The organism is Bartonella sp. LB28NMGDW, assembly GCF_042194435.1.
Taxonomy (GTDB): Bacteria; Pseudomonadota; Alphaproteobacteria; order Rhizobiales; family Rhizobiaceae; genus Bartonella; species Bartonella grahamii.
This window is the reverse complement of the sequence record NZ_JBHIMX010000003.1, coordinates 36322-54884: the sequence shown is the minus strand read 5'-3', so window position 1 is coordinate 54884 and position 18563 is coordinate 36322. Positions and strand designations below refer to the sequence as shown.

Sequence of the window (18563 nt, the reverse complement as noted above, 5' to 3'; positions counted from 1 at the left end):
TTCTACTACTTCTGTTCAAGTTTATACTTCTACACTTGGTTGATTCAAAAAGAAACTGAAACCAAACAGAGACAATACTGTATTTTTAAGTTGCATGCCTATACCGCACATCCACGTCATCGCAAAACAGTGCTTTACAACACAACAGATAACACCTATCAAAGCGCAATTTTTAAAAATGCATGAAAGACACCGCCCAATTAATCCAACACATTGATTTATAATAATCAATTTTTTACAAATTTGAATGGCAACCCCAAATATCGTAAGATTTTCTCATTTTAAATCTTCTTAATTGAATCAATACCACTCCCTAAAGCCACAAAAGAACAAGTAGATAAAAATTCCTTATAAACTATTTCAAGTGCCAAAAGCTATCCCAACACTTTAAACAAACAAAAAAATGAAGACACCGACTTACATCTTTATGAAATAAAGATGATAGAATGAATTTTACACCATTTTGTAAAAATTTTTACCTTAAATCCTTAACAAACACCATCACGAAATGAACTCGAGCACATTAAGAAATGCCTCATTAAAACCAAACTCTTAATTCTCATCTCACCCACGCGCGGCATTATCAATGCAACCTTTCAATTTTCAAGCCGTTATAGCAAAACCCCAAACACAATTCCAACTGTCACACAACAATTTAACACATGAAGGAGTCAATAAATGTGTCTATTTTCACCCCATAGAAAAAATGCTAAAATTAAAAAACGTATAGCACAATTAAAAAGAGAGCTGGTCCCCGTAAATCATTGGAGTTCTCAAAATGATAACTTTGAAAACATTTCTGAGCTGTTTAACACATGGAAACAAAAAGGCCGTCACGCGCTTTATCACCTCAACGAACATGCTGCAGAATTAAAGAAAAAAGCGAAAGAAAATCCTAAAAAAACCCTCGCACTAACAGCAGGAGTCGTTTTAGTAAGCTTCTTGCTGATCCGTAAAAATTAACAACACAACCAACAACCTTCCCTTTTAATGCCCGACTCAAAGCGGGCATTTTTTATAGTTTACAAAATATAAACTTTACATCTTTCCCCCTAACTTTACGCTTTCCTCCAAAAGATAAGTTTTCCATCCATTCCACCAATCTATTATCCAATTTTCTATCTGGCAGTCTCCTTACCCCTATCCTCAAAACACGCGGTAGCACCACATCTCAAAGGACAGTGTTGTGAGAAACTATAAGAAAAGTTTTCAACATTGCATCTATCCCCCCTACTGAGTTATTTCAAAAGAAATGGAAGTCAGTAAAGATGCATGCGCTTTAATATTTTAAGGAACATTATTTTACATCATGATATAGAAGATTAAGGAGCCTAAGAGCTTTAAAAGATGTATTATAAAAAACCAAACGAAATCTTCCAATGTGAATACCCATTTGCTATAAGTAAATGACACAAGAATTAAACTGAAAAAACCCAAAATTTATCCTCCAGAATCGACCCGCTGCGAAGTATCCACATACGTAACCACAGACATCCCAGGAATGAGCTTTTCAATCCCCTCCTGCCCAGGATCTAAAGAAATCCGTACTGAAATACGTTGCGCAATTTTGATAAAATTACCAATTGTCGTATCTGTTTTTAACAATGAAAACTCTGAACCTGTCGCCGGAGCAAAACGAACCACACGCCCCGTTAACTTTTTGTTGTTCAATGCATCAACAGAAAAAACAACCGGTTGTCCAACACGCATCTGAGAAAGTTGCGTTTCCTTATAATTAGCAATAATCCAAATATCATCAGAAATAACAGAGACCAATTGCGTACCCGGCATAACATATTGCCCTACCTTAGCGCCAACCAATCCAATATAGCCTGTTCTAGGAGATAAAATCTTCGTATGATCAAGATTAAGTTTTGCCAACTCAACACTCACCTTTGCTCCCGAAACTTCTGACTGTAAACTTTGCCGTTCAAGATTTAATTGTTTTTGCAATTGTCGTTTTGTTTCTAGGGCTGCCAAGAGTTGTGAAAGAGGGCGAGAAACAGAAATTGCAGCATCACCAAAGCCTAACTTTTTACTATCAGGAACAACATTAGAGAATGCTCGTGAACGCGTTAATTCTGCTTCTGCAGCATTAACTTCTCCCTGTAAAATCTGAGCTTGCAATTCAATACTTGCCAGTTTTGCATTTTTTGAATCGAGAACAGCCTGTGCCCGTGCAAGCTGCTGACGAAGAAGAGAATCATCAAGCTCAAAGAGCAGCATTCCTTTTTCAACACGTTGATAATCTTGCACATAAATCCGTGCAATCACCCCAGAGATCTGTGAACTAACCAGAGTAACATTGCCCTTAATGGAAGCATTATCCGTTATTTGAATGTTACTCACAAAAGGAGGAAGTCTCCAAGCCCACAAAATCAGCAAAACACCCGTAACACCTGACAAGAATGCAACAATCGTAGCTTTTGACCGTAATGCTTTTATCATTTTTTGCACCCCTCTTCTATGGGCATCATTCTACTTTTCTAACGCCTGCAAAGAGCATGACTTAACAACCATTGTGACAAGAAAAATAATGAATACAATCATTGAAATATAAAAATAAAGCCGAAAAACGTCATCATAAGCAAAAATATTTGCTATTAACTTAAATTTTTCTATCAACATAGAAGTACCCTGTTCACTGCTCAAGCCATGGGGAACAGAAGCACCATAAGAAGGCGAAAACAAAGTATTCATCTCACCAGAAATAAGCGGATCAGTCACAACAATATTTTGTGTTAAGGACTCAAAGTTTTTATGGGCAAAATAAAACTGTAGGCTGCCAAAAAAAGCCGATCCCATCAATCCCCCTGTCACTTGTGTTAGCAAAAAAACCGCAATAAAACTCAAAACATAACGCGGTCCTCGCTCACCAGCAATCACAAACCCTTTGAAAAGAGCAGGAGGCAAAAAAAGTGCATAACTAAAACTCACCAACCCTTGGCTCAACATCATATCTTTCGGACGTGTTAAATAGTTTACACGACTGTCTAAATAAGCTCCCAGCGCCAAACAACCTAAAGATAACAAATAAAAATAATCTTCACGCCCCGCCCGTAAAAAAAAGACACAAACAGCCCCCCCTAACAGAGTACCCAATGTCACCGCAAGATACATGGGCGCCATCTCACGATTAAGCAAACCAAAAAGATTAAAAAAACCTACGGGCAAATTTGACCGTTCCAACAAAAAAACATGAAAGATCAATAAAATAAAAACAGATTGAACCATTTCTTTACTGAAAATCCAACGTAAATCAATCAGCGGTTTTTCTCTATTAAGCTCAATAATAATAGCAATAGCCAACGAGAAAATAGCAAGTGCAAGCCCCCAACCAATCCATGGCGCTTCATACCACCAATACAATATGCCAACAGACATAATCACGGCATTTAATCCAAGACCAAGAGCAATCAAACCATAACTTATCCAATCTAACTTTTGAATAACCTTACTGCGGACAACAGGCGTTAAAGGCAAAGTATAGATACAGACCAAGCTGATGAGAACCAACCCCATTTCCAAAGCGGAAAGACTAGAAAAACCACCATTTTCCAGCAAATCAGGAGAAATCAAACGCGATAAAGGTGCCGCTAAAGCCGCATTCATATAATTCAAACTAAGACCAACAGTAAACTTCTTTGCTGGAGCAAAAGCCTCCATCATATAAAGCAGCGCAAGTGAAGCCAAAGGAGCAGCAGCAATCCCAGCAAAAAAGCGAATAATCAATGCAGAACGCAAATCCGTAACAAAGAGTTGCAACACGCAAACCAAAACGAAACCAAGGATTGATAATTCAGCAAAAGCACGCAACCCAAATTGATAGCGGATTTTGATCAACATAATCGCTACACTCACATTTGGCGCCATATAGGCCGCTACCAACCATGTTGTCTCGGTCAAAGTTGCGTGAAAATCACCCGTAAGATGGACAATGTTAGACTGAACAATATTAGCCCCTAAACCATAAGCCCATTGCAAAATAAGAGAAGCAAAAATATAAACAAAACATTTCGGCAAAGGTCCTGCAAAAACACGACCAGGACGAGGAAAAGGTTTTCCGCCCCTTTTAGCAAACACAACCGTACTCTTTTTTCCGCTCATGTCACCTTTTTCCTGTATACGCTGCTACGCTTCTATCAACACAGCACCATCAGCTGACAATTGCTGGAAAAAAGCCTCTATTTTGTGATTATCCTCATCTCTTGTCCCTCCTTCTAATGTCGCTTGAACCTGCAAAATCCGCTGTTCCAATACATCAAAAGAAAGATGCTCTACAGCCACAACGTGCTCTACCAATAAAGAGCAGCCCGAAAAGGTGATATTTGCAACGCCCCCACATACAGCAAACAATTTTTCACCCAAAGAGGTGCGAACACGCACACTACCCAAAACAATGCTTGCTACCAATGGCGCATGATGCGCCATAACTGTCAAATAACCTGAAGCTGAAGGAAGAACAACAGACACTACCTGCTCTGAAAACACAATTTTTTCAGGCGATACAAGCTCAAATAAAAAATGCTCTTCTCTATTGTTTTCCACAAAAGTCTCCACAATACCCGATATAAGGACTCTCTGTTTTCTTCAACGACTTGTCCTTTTTAACGAAAAATATTCATGACAGTTTTCTCTTGAACAAGAAGCTTCTTATTAAGACGCCTCTGCCATGAGACGCTTTCCTTTTTCAAGTGCTTCATCAATCGAACCAACCATATAAAAAGCAGCTTCTGGCAAATCATCATAATCGCCAGCACAAAGACCTTTAAAGCCTTTGATTGTCTCTTCTAAAGGAACGAGTTTCCCTGGCGAACCAGTAAAGGCTTCCGCAACATGGAAAGGTTGCGAAAGGAAACGTTCAATTTTACGCGCCCGTCCCACCAGCAATTTGTCATCTTCAGAAAGTTCATCCATTCCAAGAATAGCAATAATATCCTGAAGCGCTCTATAACGTTGTAAAATGGTTTGCACTTGACAAGCAACAGTGTAATGCTCTTCTCCTACAATCAATGGATCCAACATACGCGAGAAGGAGTCAAGCGGATCAACCGCCGGATAAATTCCCTTTTCCGCAATAGAGCGCGAAAGAACAGTTGTTGCATCCAAATGAGCAAAAGACGTTGCCGGCGCTGGATCCGTCAAGTCATCGGCAGGAACATAAATTGCCTGAACGGAAGTAATAGAGCCTGTTTTTGTACTGGTAATACGTTCTTGCAAAGCCCCCATATCCGTTGCCAAGGTAGGCTGATACCCCACAGCAGAAGGGATACGCCCTAAAAGCGCTGACACTTCAGCACCAGCTTGCGTGAAACGGAAAATATTATCTACAAAGAAGAGAACATCTTGTCCTTCATCACGGAAACTTTCTGCAATTGTCAATCCTGAGAGAGCCACACGCGCACGCGCTCCTGGTGGTTCATTCATTTGCCCGTAAACAAGGGCACACTTCGACCCTTCCGTTGAACCATTATTCTCTTTTGGATTCACATTCACGCGGCTTTCAATCATTTCATAATAAAGATCATTTCCTTCCCGTGTACGTTCTCCCACACCAGCAAATACAGAATAGCCACCATGAGCCTTTGCAATATTGTTTATAAGCTCCATAATAAGAACGGTTTTTCCAACACCAGCGCCACCAAACAAGCCAATTTTACCTCCTTTAGAATAAGGAGCTAACAAATCCACAACTTTAATACCGGTGACGAGAATTTCTGAAATGGTTGATTGCTCAACATATGCAGGTGCATCTTGGTGAATAGAACGCGTTTTGGTTGCAGGAATTGGTCCCACATTATCCACCGGCTCTCCAATCACATTCATAATACGTCCCAATGTTGCTTCTCCTACAGGAACGCTAATTTGCGTACCTGTATCCACAACCTTTTGGCCCCGCATCAAACCATCAGTAGTATCCATAGCAATCGTACGCACGGTATTTTCACCCAAATGCTGCGCAACTTCTAACACCAAGCGATTGCCTAAATTCTCTGTTTCCAAAGCGTTAAGAATATTTGGCAACTCACCTTCAAATTGCACATCAACGACAGCACCAATAACCTGCTTGATCTCACCAACAGTGGCTTGTGCACGCTCTTCTTTTTTTGCGGATGCATCTTTTTTTACAGGTGTATCTTTAGCTGCACTACGCGCAGGCGCAGAGGAAGCCTTTACATCCACTGAAGCCGTTACATCCACTTGAGACTTCGAAGCGGCTTTTTTCACGCCGGAACGAACAGCTGGTTTCTTTTTTTCACCTTTTTCTGTTCCTTTGCTTGAGGTTACTGCTTTTACCATCAATCCTTACCTTTTCCATTTAAAGCGCTTCAGCGCCCGCAATAATTTCGATCAATTCTGTCGTAATCTGTGCCTGACGTTGACGATTATAAGCTACCGTCAATTTATTAATCATTTCACCTGCATTGCGCGATGCATTGTCCATAGCTGTCATCTTGGCACCCATTTCACCAGCAATATTTTCTAGCAAAGCCCGAAAGATTTGCACCGAAAGATTGCGTGGCACAAGCGCCTCTAAAAGAGAAGCCGCATCAGGTTCATACTCATAGACAATTGATTGTGAACCTTTGCTATGATCTGTTTGCTCCTCAACATCTATTGCCTCAACAGCTGCTTTTGGAGCAATCATCGGAATCAAGCCAAAAGCTGTTGGACGCTGATTAATCACAGAAATAAATTCAGAATAAAACAGCGTACAGACATCGAAAGCGCCTTCATTGAATAAATCAACAATCCGTTGACTAATCATCACCGCCTCTGCAAAACCAATGCGCTTTACAGCATGCAAATCGATATGATCAATTATCAAACCTTTGTAATCACGCGATAAAATATCCGCACCTTTTTTGCCCACAGTGATAATTTTCACTATTTTACCAGATGCCAACAATGCCTTAATCTGTTCACGTGCACGACGAGCAATTTGCACATTAAAAGCACCACACAAACCGCGCTCAGCAGTACACACCACCAAGAGATGCACATCATCTCGCCCCGTACCACGCATAAGAGCAGGCGCATCAACACCATCTACATCAGCAGCAAGACTGGTCAAAATATCAGCCATCTTCTTCGCATAAGGACGCGCAGACTGCGCTGCCTCTTGAGCACGATGCAACCTTGCCGCTGCAACCATCTGCATAGCTTTGGTGATCTTTTGTGTTGCTTTAACCGAAGCGATACGGTCTCTAAGATCTTTTAGTGAAGCCATTCAAGCATTCCATCAATTCATCACGAGAAATTTTTCGCATAAGTATTAAGAACAGTTATCAACTTATCTTTCAGCTCGTCTGTTATTTGCTTTTGCTCAGCAATTGCCTTTAAGAGATCTTGATAATCACTACGCAAAAGCACCAAAAGTCCCTGCTCAAACCGCGCAACATCAGAAACCGCCAAAGCATCAAGATAGCCATTCACACCGGCGAAAATAACCACCACTTGTTCTTCCGTTTTAAGTGGAGAAAATTGCGGCTGTTTCAACAACTCTGTCAAGCGTGCACCCCGATTCAATAGACGCTGAGTTGACGCATCCAAATCAGAGCCAAACTGCGCAAAAGCTGCCATTTCACGATATTGTGCCAATTCACCTTTAATCGAGCCAGCAACTTGCTTCATCGCCTTAATTTGTGCGGCAGAACCAACACGCGACACAGAAAGACCAACATTTACAGCAGGACGAATTCCTTGATAAAACAAATTAGTCTCTAGAAAAATTTGCCCATCAGTAATCGAAATCACATTTGTAGGAATATAGGCAGAAACATCATTTGCTTGCGTTTCAATAACCGGCAAAGCTGTCAACGACCCAGATCCATTTTCCGCATTCAACTTCGCAGCCCGTTCTAAAAGACGCGAATGCAGATAGAAAACGTCCCCCGGATAAGCTTCACGACCTGGAGGACGACGCAATAAAAGAGACATTTGACGATACGCCACCGCCTGTTTTGACAAATCATCATAACCGATCAAAGCATGTTGCCCATTATCACGGAAATACTCACCCATAGCACATCCAGAAAGAGGTGCAATAAATTGCAGTGGTGCTGGATCAGAAGCGGTCGCTGCAACAATAATAGAATATTCCAACGCTCCACGTTCTTCTAAAACTTTAACGAATTGTGCCACCGTCGAACGTTTTTGACCGATAGCCACATAAATACAATAAACTTTGTCTTGCTCTCGTCCAGCCCCTTTTTCATGAAAAGGTTTTTGGTTTAAAAATGTATCGAGCAAAATCGCTGTTTTTCCTGTTTGGCGATCACCAATCACCAATTCACGCTGTCCCCGTCCGATAGGGATAAGTGCGTCAATCGCTTTCAATCCGGTCGACATCGGTTCATGGACAGACTGACGCGGAATAATTCCAGGAGCCTTAACATCAACACGACGACGCTCTGTTGCTTTAATGGGCCCCTTACCATCGATAGGGTTTCCCAACGCATCAACCACACGCCCGAGCAAAGCGGGCCCCACAGGAACATCGACGATAGTGCCCAATCGCTTTACACAATCACCTTCACGAATATCACGATCTGAGCCAAAAATGACCACACCAACATTATCAACTTCCAAATTGAGGGCCATACCGCGCACACCGTTTGGAAAGGCGACCATTTCCCCTGCTTGGACATTATCCAAACCATAAACGCGAGCGATACCATCCCCTACAGAGAGAACCCAACCAATTTCTGAAACCTCAGCCTTTTGGTCAAAGTTTTTGATTTGCTCTTTTAGAATTTTTGAAATTTCAGATGGTCTAATATCCATCAGCTGACCTCTTTTTTCAATGCAAGCTTAAGCGAAGACAATTTTGTGAGAAGAGACGTATCAATTTGAGACGATCCCACACGAACGATTAATCCACCAAGAATTGTTGGATTCACAATGCTGTGTAGCAAAACTTTTCCTCCAACGACACCTTCCAAAGCCTCACACAACTCTTGTCTTTGTTGAGAACTTAAGGGGCGCGCAGAAATAATTTGCGCAGTAACCTGCCTACGAGCGCGCGCAACGCAACGCTGAAAAGCATGTAAAATACCAAATACGGCACTAAGCCTACGATTTGTTGCAATAACGCGTAAAAAATTACCAATAACCTGCCCTGCGTTTTTATCAGCAAATTTGATGTTTGCACAAACAGATTGCATCACCTTAATTTGCTCTTTAACTGAAAAGAATGGACTAAGCACAAAGCGTTTTAAATCTTTATTTTGCTCCAAAACAAGCAAAAGATCTTCCACTGCCTTTTCAACCTTTTCAACGTTTCCAGCTTCTTGAACGCAATCAAAAAGCGCTTGCGCATAGCGTTGATCTACCAACGGCAGCGGTATGAGAGAAAATGAATCCGACACGAAATACCGCCTCTTTCCCTTGAGCGACTCTCTGATAGTTATCAGATGAAATGAAACAGACATTCTCAATCTTAAGAATCTTCTTCTTAAAACCTAGAACAAAAACCTCTTGGTTTCTAGCATAGACATAGCCGACTCGCAACACCACAAATCGCTGCTTTTTAAAAATTTTAATAAAATATTCAAAATATTTTTGAAAAGAATTTTTTTTAGATATACAAGATGGCAACACAGTTTTTTTATGCCTCTTTTTGACATTCTCTGAGCGATTTTTTCACTCTCTTTGATTTTTCTTCAAATGCCCTTGCCACCATAATAAAATACTTCTTCTCTAAAAAACACTCCCTTTATCACCACAAGACCTTTAACGAGATGCGAATGCGACTGAAAAAGTCTATTATTGCAAACTGATAAGAAAAAAAGTAATGAATATCCTCCTAAAAATTAAAGAAAAAATTGATCTTTTTTCTTCAAATACCCACTCCTTTTAAAAAAATTCACCAAGTATATTTTCTTGTAAACACACTCTTTAAGTATACAACATATTGATTTATAATGATAATATATCATTTTTCATACCAGATGAGCCCCAAACATCGAAAGATTCTCTTATTTCAAATCTTTTTATCAAAATCACTCCCTTGCTCCATCACAAACAAAAAAGGAAATGATTAAAAAAAACACCTCGTATAAACGCTCTCAAGTACCAAAAGCTTTCGTAATCCTAAAAGCTGAATAATAAATAGCGCCATTTTATACCTTTATAAAATAAAGATGCGGAGGCTTAACGCGGTGTTTTCATTCATAAAAGCTTTTACATTCTACACTCGAGAAACATCGTAAAATGAATTCGAGCATGCTGAAAAACATTTGTTTAAACAAGCATATGAATACAGTAATACAATAGATGTTCTGTAATATTCCGTTTTGGACGTTCTGCTTTACATGAAAAATGTGCCCCCATTAGAGAACGAAAGTAACAAAAGCATGAAACAATGGAGAATCTCTATTTCACGACAGCACCCATAAATGCTATAATGATAACTCCATTGAGCAACCTCATCTTCACACTTATGAAAGAACAAGCTGGCACCATCACATACTTTGCCATCTCCCAATTTTACGACAGCCCTTAACACTTGAGATGATGAGGTATTTTAGTCCTTTCTTATATAGTTTCACTCGACACAGGCTCCCCCCATCTGTAACATGCAAACGAATGGTTTTGATTGATCAATATAAACAGATTTGAAATAAGAGAATCCTAAAATAGTTGAGCTTCTAAAGCGAATAACGGCATATTATCACTATAAATCAATATGTTATTATTTATAAAATTATAATTATGGGCGCTTTTGAAAATTCTAGAGCCATAAATAAGGACGACAACGATAAATGCTCATTTTAACCTTTACGCTCCCAAATGAGTCTGTGTGCTCGTCAAAGATAAATAAAATAGATATATGCAATACTCTCGCCCTAATCTAACATACAAAAGCAAGTACGACTCGTACAGCGCTGATACATCTTATGAACGCTGCTGCATAAGGTTTTAAGGTCAAATAATATCAAAAACACGACCTTCATTAAGCCCACGTAGCTTCACTTTATACGGCACTATATTATATGGCACTATATTGCACTGATTTTAGAAAAAGCATAGATAAATATCAATTTGAACCCGTATAAAATTGGATATTTTGGGTGTACAGCTAAGCATTTTCAGACCCTATAATCCGCCCTTATAAAAAGAATCCGCCTATCAAAAGGGTACTGTCCCTAAAACAAAAAAGGAGTAAAAGCCGAAATGATAGTGTCCTCGAATAATAGAGACGCTTCTGCTGGTTCCATAACAAAGATATTTTTTCCCGTAGCTCTGCTTAATGCAATGCACATGTATCATATTCTGCTGCTAGGATGCTTATTCTGAAATATATAATATTAAAGTAAAGCATCTTAAGCAAAGAGACCTTCACTTTATGCGATACTGGTTTTAGAAAAAACTTTGCGGATCAATATCAATTTGAACCCGAACAGAACTGGGCATTTTGGGTGTACCACTAAGCATTGCACGTATAAACCCTTGTATATCAAAGGAGCGCTGTCCTTGCAGCAAAAGCCGAAAACGATAACGCCCCCGAACCAAAGCCAAAGGCGCTTCTGCTGGTCCCATAACCGAGATATTTTTTTCCCGTGGCGCTGCTTGACGCAATGCGCGCGCATAATGTTCTGCTGCTTGGCGCTGTTGTGCAGACACAATCAAAGAGGCAAGCCGCCCATAGGGAGGCAAATGATAATGCTGACGCGCTGTAATCTCACGTGTGTAAAAATCTTCTGGCTGACATGAAAGTAGGGCTTTGATGACAGGATGATCTGGTTGATAAGTTTGCAATAATCCTAAGCTTTCCAATCCCACACGCCCTGCTCTTCCGGTAACTTGAGAAAGCAGCTGATAGGTACGTTCACTTGCGCGTAAATCGCCATTGGCAAGACCAAGATCAGCATCAATAACGCCAACCAGAGAGAGCTTGGGAAAATGATGTCCTTTAGCGACCAACTGTGTTCCAATAATAATGTCCACATCGCCATTTGCAATGGCTTGTAATTCGCTTCGCAATTGCCCAATCCCTCCTTTGAGATCTGTTGAAAGAATCAATGATCGCGCTTGAGGAAAAAGCATTTGTGTTTCTTCTGCAATTCTTTCCACACCCGGTCCACAAGCCACGAGATGATCTAATGTCCCACATTCAGGACAGGCTTGAGGAAGTGGTTCATGATACCCACAATGATGACATTTCAATTGCCCTTGCGCACGATGTTCTACCAACCAACTTGAACAATCAGTACAATGAAAACGATGTCCGCAAATTCGGCATAAAGTTAAAGGTGCATAACCACGACGATTAAGAAAAAGAAGAGCTTGTTCGCCCTTATCAAGCGTTTGTTTTAAAGCCCTTTCAAGAGCAAAGGAAATAAAGCGCCCCTTTTGCACCCCTCCTTGGCGCATATCAACCACCCGCAACTGTGGAAGTGCTACTTCTTTAAAACGGGAAGGTAAATGCACCTTTTTATAACGCCCTTTTAAAACATTAGCTTGGCTTTCAATCGACGGTGTTGCTGAAGATAAAATAACAGGAAAATGCTCAAAAGAGCCCCGAGCAACAGCCATATCACGCGCATGGTAAAAAATGCGCTCTTCTTGTTTATAAGCGCTATCATGTTCTTCATCAACAACAATCAAGCCAAGCTCATGAAAGGGAAGAAAAAGCGCTGAACGAGCCCCCGCAACAACACGCACCCGCCCTTCTGCAACTTGCCGCCAGACACGTTCTCTACGACGTGGCGTCAAATCAGAATGCCATTCTGCTGCTGCAGCTCCAAAGCGTGCATAAAAACGATCTAAAAACTGCTGTGTTAAAGCAATTTCCGGCAATAAAATTAAAACCTGCTTGCCCCCTTTGAAGGCTTGAGCGACCGCTTCAAAATAAACCTCTGTCTTTCCTGATCCCGTAACACCATCAAGCAAAAAAACTTGAAACTGAGAAGATAAAACACCTTCCCGCAATATTGTTGCTGCTTCATTTTGCGCTCCCTGCAACTGAGGAGGACAAAAGTCAGGATCAGGCATTGCCACAAGATCAGGAGCAGGAACTATAATATCTTCAAAAACCCCTAGCGCTTTTAAACCTTCAACAACAGAAACCGAAGTTCCAGCCGCATGCGCAAGACCAGAACGTGTCCATATCTTCTCATTACGCACCAATTCCAAAACCCGTAATCGCGCTGGTGTGAGACGTTCTACATTTCCACCACAATATCGCAAACCCAGCATCTGCGCTTCCGGCTCTAAAGCAGCCGGTACAGACAAAACCAATCGCGCCACAAGACCAAAAGGCGCCATTGTATAGCGACTAACAAAACGCAAAAATGTGATCATTTCTGCCTTTAAGGGGGGACAATCAAAAACATGAAGCAAAGAGCGTAATTTTTCACGCGCCACCGAACCAGACCTTTGCCCATCGGCTGCCTTCTCTCCAACATCCACAACAAAACCGCAAAGCTCACGCCCCATCACCGGAACCCGAACAAAGGAACCAACATTCACCTCCATAGAAGATGGAACTTTATAACTATAAGCGTGAGCAACAGGAAGAGGAACCAATACGGATACAATCTTTTCCTCTATCATGTTTGAATTCATCTTTTAAACCAATCTACGACCTCTTAAACACCAACAGGTCTAAACCTTATCTTTAAACACTCTTATAAAATTCATTACAGGATTCAATCCCCCCTATCACAACACTTTTCTCAAAAGAATTCTTTTTAACACTCATTCCATCACCAAAGTGTCAATAAAAGAACCAATCTCATCCTCTATAACAAAAAACTTTATAGCAAAAAAACTAGCGCCTTTCTTCTGTGCAAATAAAGCGCATCACTATTAAGCATTCAACATGATATCGTCAGTGCGCTCTTCAACAAAGCGATCCCATAGTGTAACTTCTTCCCAACACACACGTTTATTTTTTTACCGCTTCATATCTCAATTTATCTTCAACAAACTGATTTATAAAAATATAATCATCATTATACCTATTGTAATAAAAACCATCAGTACGATGAATTTTTCTCATTTCAAACTCATCGAGGAACATTTGTAAATCCTTATCAATGAGAGAGTCTCCTATGATTTGAATTACAGGGAGAATAGTATTGCAAATGGAACCGTTACAATATTCACCTTGGCTTTGTGCCAAAAAGTGAAAACACGTGCCTACATCTTTCAGCTTGATTGAGAATCAAGCAACAATACAAGTAGCACAAAAGCGTATTGTTGAAGAATGGGTAACACAGAATAAATCAATGTATTGACCATAAAAAAACACTTCATATGTAAAATTTACATGCCTTCTTCAATGGTGTTTTACGATAAAATAAATCCATTCACTTCTATCAAAAATGAGGTTAAACGTACCCCCCTGAAAAAAGGAGGTATCTTATGATGCTCTCTCAAATATCAAGAGCAATCGCAAATAGGAAATGAGCAAAGTGTGTGATAATGCTAGCTTATTTTCATAAGTATAAAAATACCGCTACGCAAAGATTCCAATACGCAAAAATGTTGGTACGCAATGAGCCCTATGCCTTATCAAGAGCAACGATATAAAATGGGTACATGGTTAACATCATAGCATTCTTGTTCTTTATACAGAGATTAATTCTTTCTCTTGCTTTTGCAGTCAACAATAGCGCATAACAAAAAATAGGATAAAAGCTAAAAAGAAGAGGTTAGATATGAAGTTTTTTGTGGATAGCGCCAATATTGAAGAAATTCAAGAGTTACAGAATTTAAGCCTTGTTGATGGTGTCACCACCAATCCCTCTCTTATCCTAAAATCAGGACGCAATATTCTTGATGTTACAAAAGAAATTTGTGCTCTCGTTAGCGGACCTGTTTCTGCTGAAGTTGCAGCAACGGAATTTGAAAGCATGATGAAAGAAGCGGCTGTTTTAGCAAAGATTGCCGACAATATTTGTATCAAGCTTCCTTTAACATTCGATGGATTAAAAGCCTGTAAAGCCCTCACAAAAGAAGGACTAAAAACAAATCTCACACTTTGTTTTTCTGCCAATCAAGCCTTACTTGCTGCCAAAGCAGGCGCAACATTCGTTTCACCTTTTATTGGTAGACTGGATGATTGTGGAAATGATGGAAGTGAACTGCTTCATGAAATTCGCACAATTTATGATAACTATAACTTTGAAACACAAATCTTGGCCGCTTCAATCCGCACCGTTAATCATGTCAAAGAAGCAGCACTCAGTGGTGCTGACGTTGCAACAGTTCCACCAGCAATCTTAAAAGCACTGGTCAAACACCCTCTCACTGATAAAGGGTTGCAAATATTTCTCAACGACTGGAAAAAAACAGGACAAAATATTGCTTAATATCTAGAGTTTTTATTGGAAAGATCTTTTGAAAGTAACAAAAAAATCTGTTCAGCCAACTCTTCAGCAACCCGTTTTTTTGCATCTTCTTCTGCTTGCATCGTTGCATATTCTTGACGAAGTCGGTCAAAAGATGCATTCATCATTGCTGTTCCTTTTGCAACAAGAGTATTTTTCATATCCTGCAAAGTATAAGAAGCTCTGCTCATAACAGTTCCAACAGAAGGTCGTCCTTTTCGTTTTTTCTCGAAATCAACCTCTATCTGCATAGATTCTCTTGTAGATACAGATATCTGCAATGCCAATCGATAAGCAGGTAGAGAAGGTTTAGCACCATTTCCATACAAAAGAAAAAGCAGATGATTGCGCACCATTTGACCAAAACGATCCGAAGGCTCTTCCACAACAATAGAAGCAAGCTTTTGCGCAAGCCCCAAAGAAGCTTGCCCAGAAACAAGATTCCCATAAGAAGCAGAATCCATTGTCATTGCACTCTGCAATTCTTGACGATAAAGCGGTTCAACTTTGCATCCACACAACAGTGTGAATACACCAGCTAAAACGACAAGAATCAAACTTTTAAAAAACGACATTCACAATCCTTTGTGGAACAATAATGATTTTTTTCACAGGCTTTTCAACCAGCTGTGCCTTTACAAAATCTAAAGCCAAAACCGCTTCTTTAATCATCGTTTCATTTGCTGTTGCTGCAACGCTCACCTCACCGCGTTTCTTACCATTAATTTGTACTGGCAAAGTATAGCATTCCGCAACGATTAACGCGCTGTCATAAACAGGCCAAGCAAGCGCAGACATTAAAGTTTTTCCCCCTAAAGCAGCATGACATTCTTCTGCTAAATGAGGCATCATCGGTGCAATCATGGCAAGAAAAAAATCCATGGCTTGACGTAAAGAAGCTTTCATTTCATCGTCAACACTTGCTATCTTGTTGAGCAACGGTGCCATAATATTCAAGAATTCATAAAGGCGTGCAATAGCCCGATTAAAAGCAAATTTTTCCAAATCATCTTCTACAGCGCAAAGCGTGCGATGTGCAGCTTTTGAGAGTTCCAAAGCTGCCCCCTGATGCCCTGCACAAGGCGCCACATCCTTTAAAACAGAAGCACTCAAAGCCACATGGCGCCAAACACGCTGTACAAAGCGATGGGCTCCTTCAACACCAGATTCTGTCCAGATGACATCCCGATCAGGAGGAGAATCTGACAACACAAACCAACGCACAGTATCCGCGCCATAGGATGCGATAATATCATCAGGATCAACGACATTCTTTTTGGATTTCGACATTTTTTCAATCGAACCAATCATCACTTCACTTTGATCAGTCAATTTATAAGCCTGTCGTTTTCCATCCTTTTCAACAATGGAAATTTCTGCTGGAGAAACCCACCCTTGATCATCTCGATAGGTTTCATGAACCACCATACCTTGGGTAAAAAGCCCCTTAAAAGGCTCATCAACAGTCGCATGGCCGATCAATTTCATGGCACGCATAAAAAAGCGTGCATAAAGAAGATGAAGAATGGCATGCTCAATTCCACCAATATATTGTTGCACAGGCAACCATTCAGAGATTGCTTGTTTGTCGACAGGTTCCTGCGCAAAAGGAGCCGTAAAGCGTGCATAATACCAAGAAGAGTCAACAAATGTATCCATAGTATCGGTTTCACGTTTGGCAGGTTGACCACAGGAAGGACAAGTAACATTCTGCCATCTTTCATGCCGTGCAAGAGGATTTCCAGGTTGATCAAAAGTAACATCATCAGGCAACACAACCGGTAAATCGGTACGTGGCACTGGAATCACTCCGCAAGATGTACAATGGATCATCGGAATGGGGCACCCCCAATAACGTTGCCGCGAAATCCCCCAATCACGCAAACGAAATTGCACTGTTTTTTTCCCTTGCGGTTGCCCATTGAGCATTTGTTCTTCAAGCCTTTTGGCTGCTTCTTCAAAAGCTTGTTGAGGTGTCAAACCATCCAAAAAGCTGGAGTTGATCATCACACCATCACCCGTATAAGCTGTTTCAGCAATGACAAAATCTTCTGCTTGCTCTCCTTTTGGCAAAACCACCGGTTTTATTGGAAGATCATATTTACGCGCAAAATCAAAATCTCTCTGATCATGAGCCGGACAACCAAAAACAACCCCTGTTCCATAATCCATGAGCACAAAATTAGCGATATAAACAGGAATATGTACTGTTGAATCAAAAGGATGAACTGCCAAAAGGGGCGTAAGAAATCCTTGTTTTTCAGCTGTTTCAAGTGCTGCTGTTGTCGTCCCACCACACCGACAATTTTCAATAAAAGCACTCAACGCTTTGTCTTTTTTTGCCAAAGCTTGTGCAATAGGATGATCAACAGACAGAGCCAAAAAGGAAGCGCCAAACAGTGTATCAGGACGCGTTGAATAACAAACAACCTCATCAAATTTCTCACAAACATCATCAACACCACCCGCCGACTTTAAAGCCCAACGAATCAGCAAACCTTGTGATTTTCCAATCCAATTTTTCTGCATAGTGCGAACTTTTTCGGGCCACTGCTCCAGCTCTTCAAGCCCAGCCAAGAGCTCTTCACTAAAGTCGCTAATTTTGAAAAACCACTGCGTCAATTCACGCTGTTCCACCAACGCACCAGAACGCCAACCCCGCCCATCAACAACCTGCTCATTGGCCAAAACGGTGTGGTCAACAGGGTCCCAATTCACCTTAGCCACTTTACGTGCAACCAACCCCTTTTGATAGAAATCAAGGAACAACATTTGTTGACGATGGTAATATTCCACATCACAAGTCGCAAATTCACGCGTCCAATCTAAAGAGAGCCCTAATTGCTTTAATTGCCCGCGCATTACAGCAATATTTTGATAAGTCCAAGTTTTAGGATGCACTTTACTTTGCAGAGCAGCATTCTCAGCCGGCATACCAAAAGCATCCCACCCCATAGGATGAAGCACATTAAAACCCATTGCCCTTTTATAGCGTGCCACCACATCCCCCATGGCATAATTGCGCACATGCCCCATGTGAATGCGGCCTGACGGATAAGGAAACATTTCTAAAACATAATATTTTTCACGAGCATCTTCTTGAACAGTCTGAAAAATTTTCTTTTCATCCCAAATTTCTTGCCATTTTTTTTCTCTCGCACGTGGATTATAGCGTTCGCCTATATTATAATGTTCAATCGTCATTCCCATTATACTCTTTTA

General features: G+C 40.6%; 13 protein-coding genes. 2 read left to right on the top strand and 11 right to left on the bottom strand.

Going from position 1 to position 18563, the window contains the following annotated elements; genetic code table 11:
• The first annotated feature begins 678 nt into the window (after positions 1-678).
• Complete coding sequence (locus ACFIKG_RS02915) at positions 679-963, top strand: hypothetical protein (RefSeq protein WP_375625232.1); 285 nt, start codon at positions 679-681, stop codon at positions 961-963.
• A gap of 477 nt (positions 964-1440) precedes the next feature.
• Here the strand turns inward: ACFIKG_RS02915 and ACFIKG_RS02910 are convergent, their stop codons facing one another.
• The 9 genes from ACFIKG_RS02910 to ACFIKG_RS02870 form a co-directional block, all read right to left on the bottom strand.
• A complete protein-coding gene (locus ACFIKG_RS02910; protein WP_375625231.1) occupies positions 1441-2448 on the bottom strand; it encodes an HlyD family secretion protein in 1008 nt (335 codons plus the stop codon).
• Positions 2449-2478: 30 nt separating this feature from the next.
• Positions 2479-4107: an MFS transporter gene (locus tag ACFIKG_RS02905; protein ID WP_375625230.1), complete on the bottom strand. Its 1629-nt coding sequence runs from the start codon at positions 4105-4107 to the stop codon at positions 2479-2481.
• Between the two features lie 24 nt (positions 4108-4131).
• Positions 4132-4548, bottom strand: a complete 417-nt coding sequence (gene atpC / locus ACFIKG_RS02900) for an ATP synthase F1 subunit epsilon (RefSeq protein WP_375625229.1) — start codon at positions 4546-4548, stop codon at positions 4132-4134.
• Between the two features lie 108 nt (positions 4549-4656).
• On the bottom strand, positions 4657-6300 hold the full coding sequence (gene atpD / locus ACFIKG_RS02895) for a F0F1 ATP synthase subunit beta (protein WP_375651720.1): 1644 nt from the start codon (positions 6298-6300) through the stop codon (positions 4657-4659).
• Between the two features lie 19 nt (positions 6301-6319).
• Positions 6320-7231 (bottom strand): F0F1 ATP synthase subunit gamma, encoded by a 912-nt coding sequence (locus ACFIKG_RS02890; protein ID WP_375625227.1) that lies wholly within the window; start codon positions 7229-7231, stop codon positions 6320-6322.
• A 20-nt stretch (positions 7232-7251) separates the two neighbouring features.
• A complete protein-coding gene (gene atpA / locus ACFIKG_RS02885) occupies positions 7252-8787 on the bottom strand; it encodes a F0F1 ATP synthase subunit alpha (protein ID WP_375625226.1) in 1536 nt (511 codons plus the stop codon).
• A complete protein-coding gene (gene atpH / locus ACFIKG_RS02880) occupies positions 8787-9371 on the bottom strand; it encodes an ATP synthase F1 subunit delta (protein ID WP_375626606.1) in 585 nt (194 codons plus the stop codon). The genes atpA and atpH overlap by 1 nt, the downstream gene beginning before the upstream one ends.
• Positions 9372-11364: 1993 nt before the next feature.
• Positions 11365-13560, bottom strand: coding sequence for a primosomal protein N' (locus ACFIKG_RS02875; protein ID WP_375651719.1), 2196 nt, complete (start codon positions 13558-13560; stop codon positions 11365-11367).
• A gap of 334 nt (positions 13561-13894) precedes the next feature.
• Positions 13895-14131, bottom strand: coding sequence for a hypothetical protein (locus ACFIKG_RS02870; protein ID WP_375625223.1), 237 nt, complete (start codon positions 14129-14131; stop codon positions 13895-13897).
• A 538-nt stretch (positions 14132-14669) separates the two neighbouring features.
• On the opposite strand from ACFIKG_RS02870, the gene fsa reads away from it, so the two are divergent.
• Entirely contained in the window at positions 14670-15323 is a 654-nt protein-coding gene (fsa, locus tag ACFIKG_RS02865) for a fructose-6-phosphate aldolase (RefSeq protein ID WP_375651718.1), read from the top strand.
• On the opposite strand, the gene lptE is transcribed toward fsa, so the two are convergent.
• Both lptE and leuS read right to left on the bottom strand, forming a co-directional pair.
• The gene (gene lptE, locus ACFIKG_RS02860) at positions 15320-15916 is read right to left on the bottom strand and encodes an LPS assembly lipoprotein LptE (RefSeq protein ID WP_375651717.1); all 597 of its coding nucleotides are present in this window, start codon (positions 15914-15916) and stop codon (positions 15320-15322) included. The genes fsa and lptE overlap by 4 nt on opposite strands.
• The gene (gene leuS, locus ACFIKG_RS02855; protein ID WP_375651716.1) at positions 15903-18545 is read right to left on the bottom strand and encodes a leucine--tRNA ligase; all 2643 of its coding nucleotides are present in this window, start codon (positions 18543-18545) and stop codon (positions 15903-15905) included. The genes lptE and leuS overlap by 14 nt, the downstream gene beginning before the upstream one ends.
• Positions 18546-18563: the final 18 nt, after the last annotated feature.

Coding starts and splice junctions, on each gene's coding strand:
- ACFIKG_RS02890 (WP_375625227.1), bottom strand. CDS start 7,231: ATGGCTTCACTAAAAGATCTTAGAGACCGTATCGCTTCGGTTAAAGCA.
- ACFIKG_RS02905 (WP_375625230.1), bottom strand. CDS start 4,107: ATGAGCGGAAAAAAGAGTACGGTTGTGTTTGCTAAAAGGGGCGGAAAA.
- ACFIKG_RS02875 (WP_375651719.1), bottom strand. CDS start 13,560: ATGATAGAGGAAAAGATTGTATCCGTATTGGTTCCTCTTCCTGTTGCT.
- leuS (WP_375651716.1), bottom strand. CDS start 18,545: ATGACGATTGAACATTATAATATAGGCGAACGCTATAATCCACGTGCG.
- lptE (WP_375651717.1), bottom strand. CDS start 15,916: ATGTCGTTTTTTAAAAGTTTGATTCTTGTCGTTTTAGCTGGTGTATTC.
- ACFIKG_RS02910 (WP_375625231.1), bottom strand. CDS start 2,448: ATGATAAAAGCATTACGGTCAAAAGCTACGATTGTTGCATTCTTGTCA.
- fsa (WP_375651718.1), top strand. CDS start 14,670: ATGAAGTTTTTTGTGGATAGCGCCAATATTGAAGAAATTCAAGAGTTA.
- atpA (WP_375625226.1), bottom strand. CDS start 8,787: ATGGATATTAGACCATCTGAAATTTCAAAAATTCTAAAAGAGCAAATC.
- atpD (WP_375651720.1), bottom strand. CDS start 6,300: ATGGTAAAAGCAGTAACCTCAAGCAAAGGAACAGAAAAAGGTGAAAAA.
- ACFIKG_RS02915 (WP_375625232.1), top strand. CDS start 679: ATGTGTCTATTTTCACCCCATAGAAAAAATGCTAAAATTAAAAAACGT.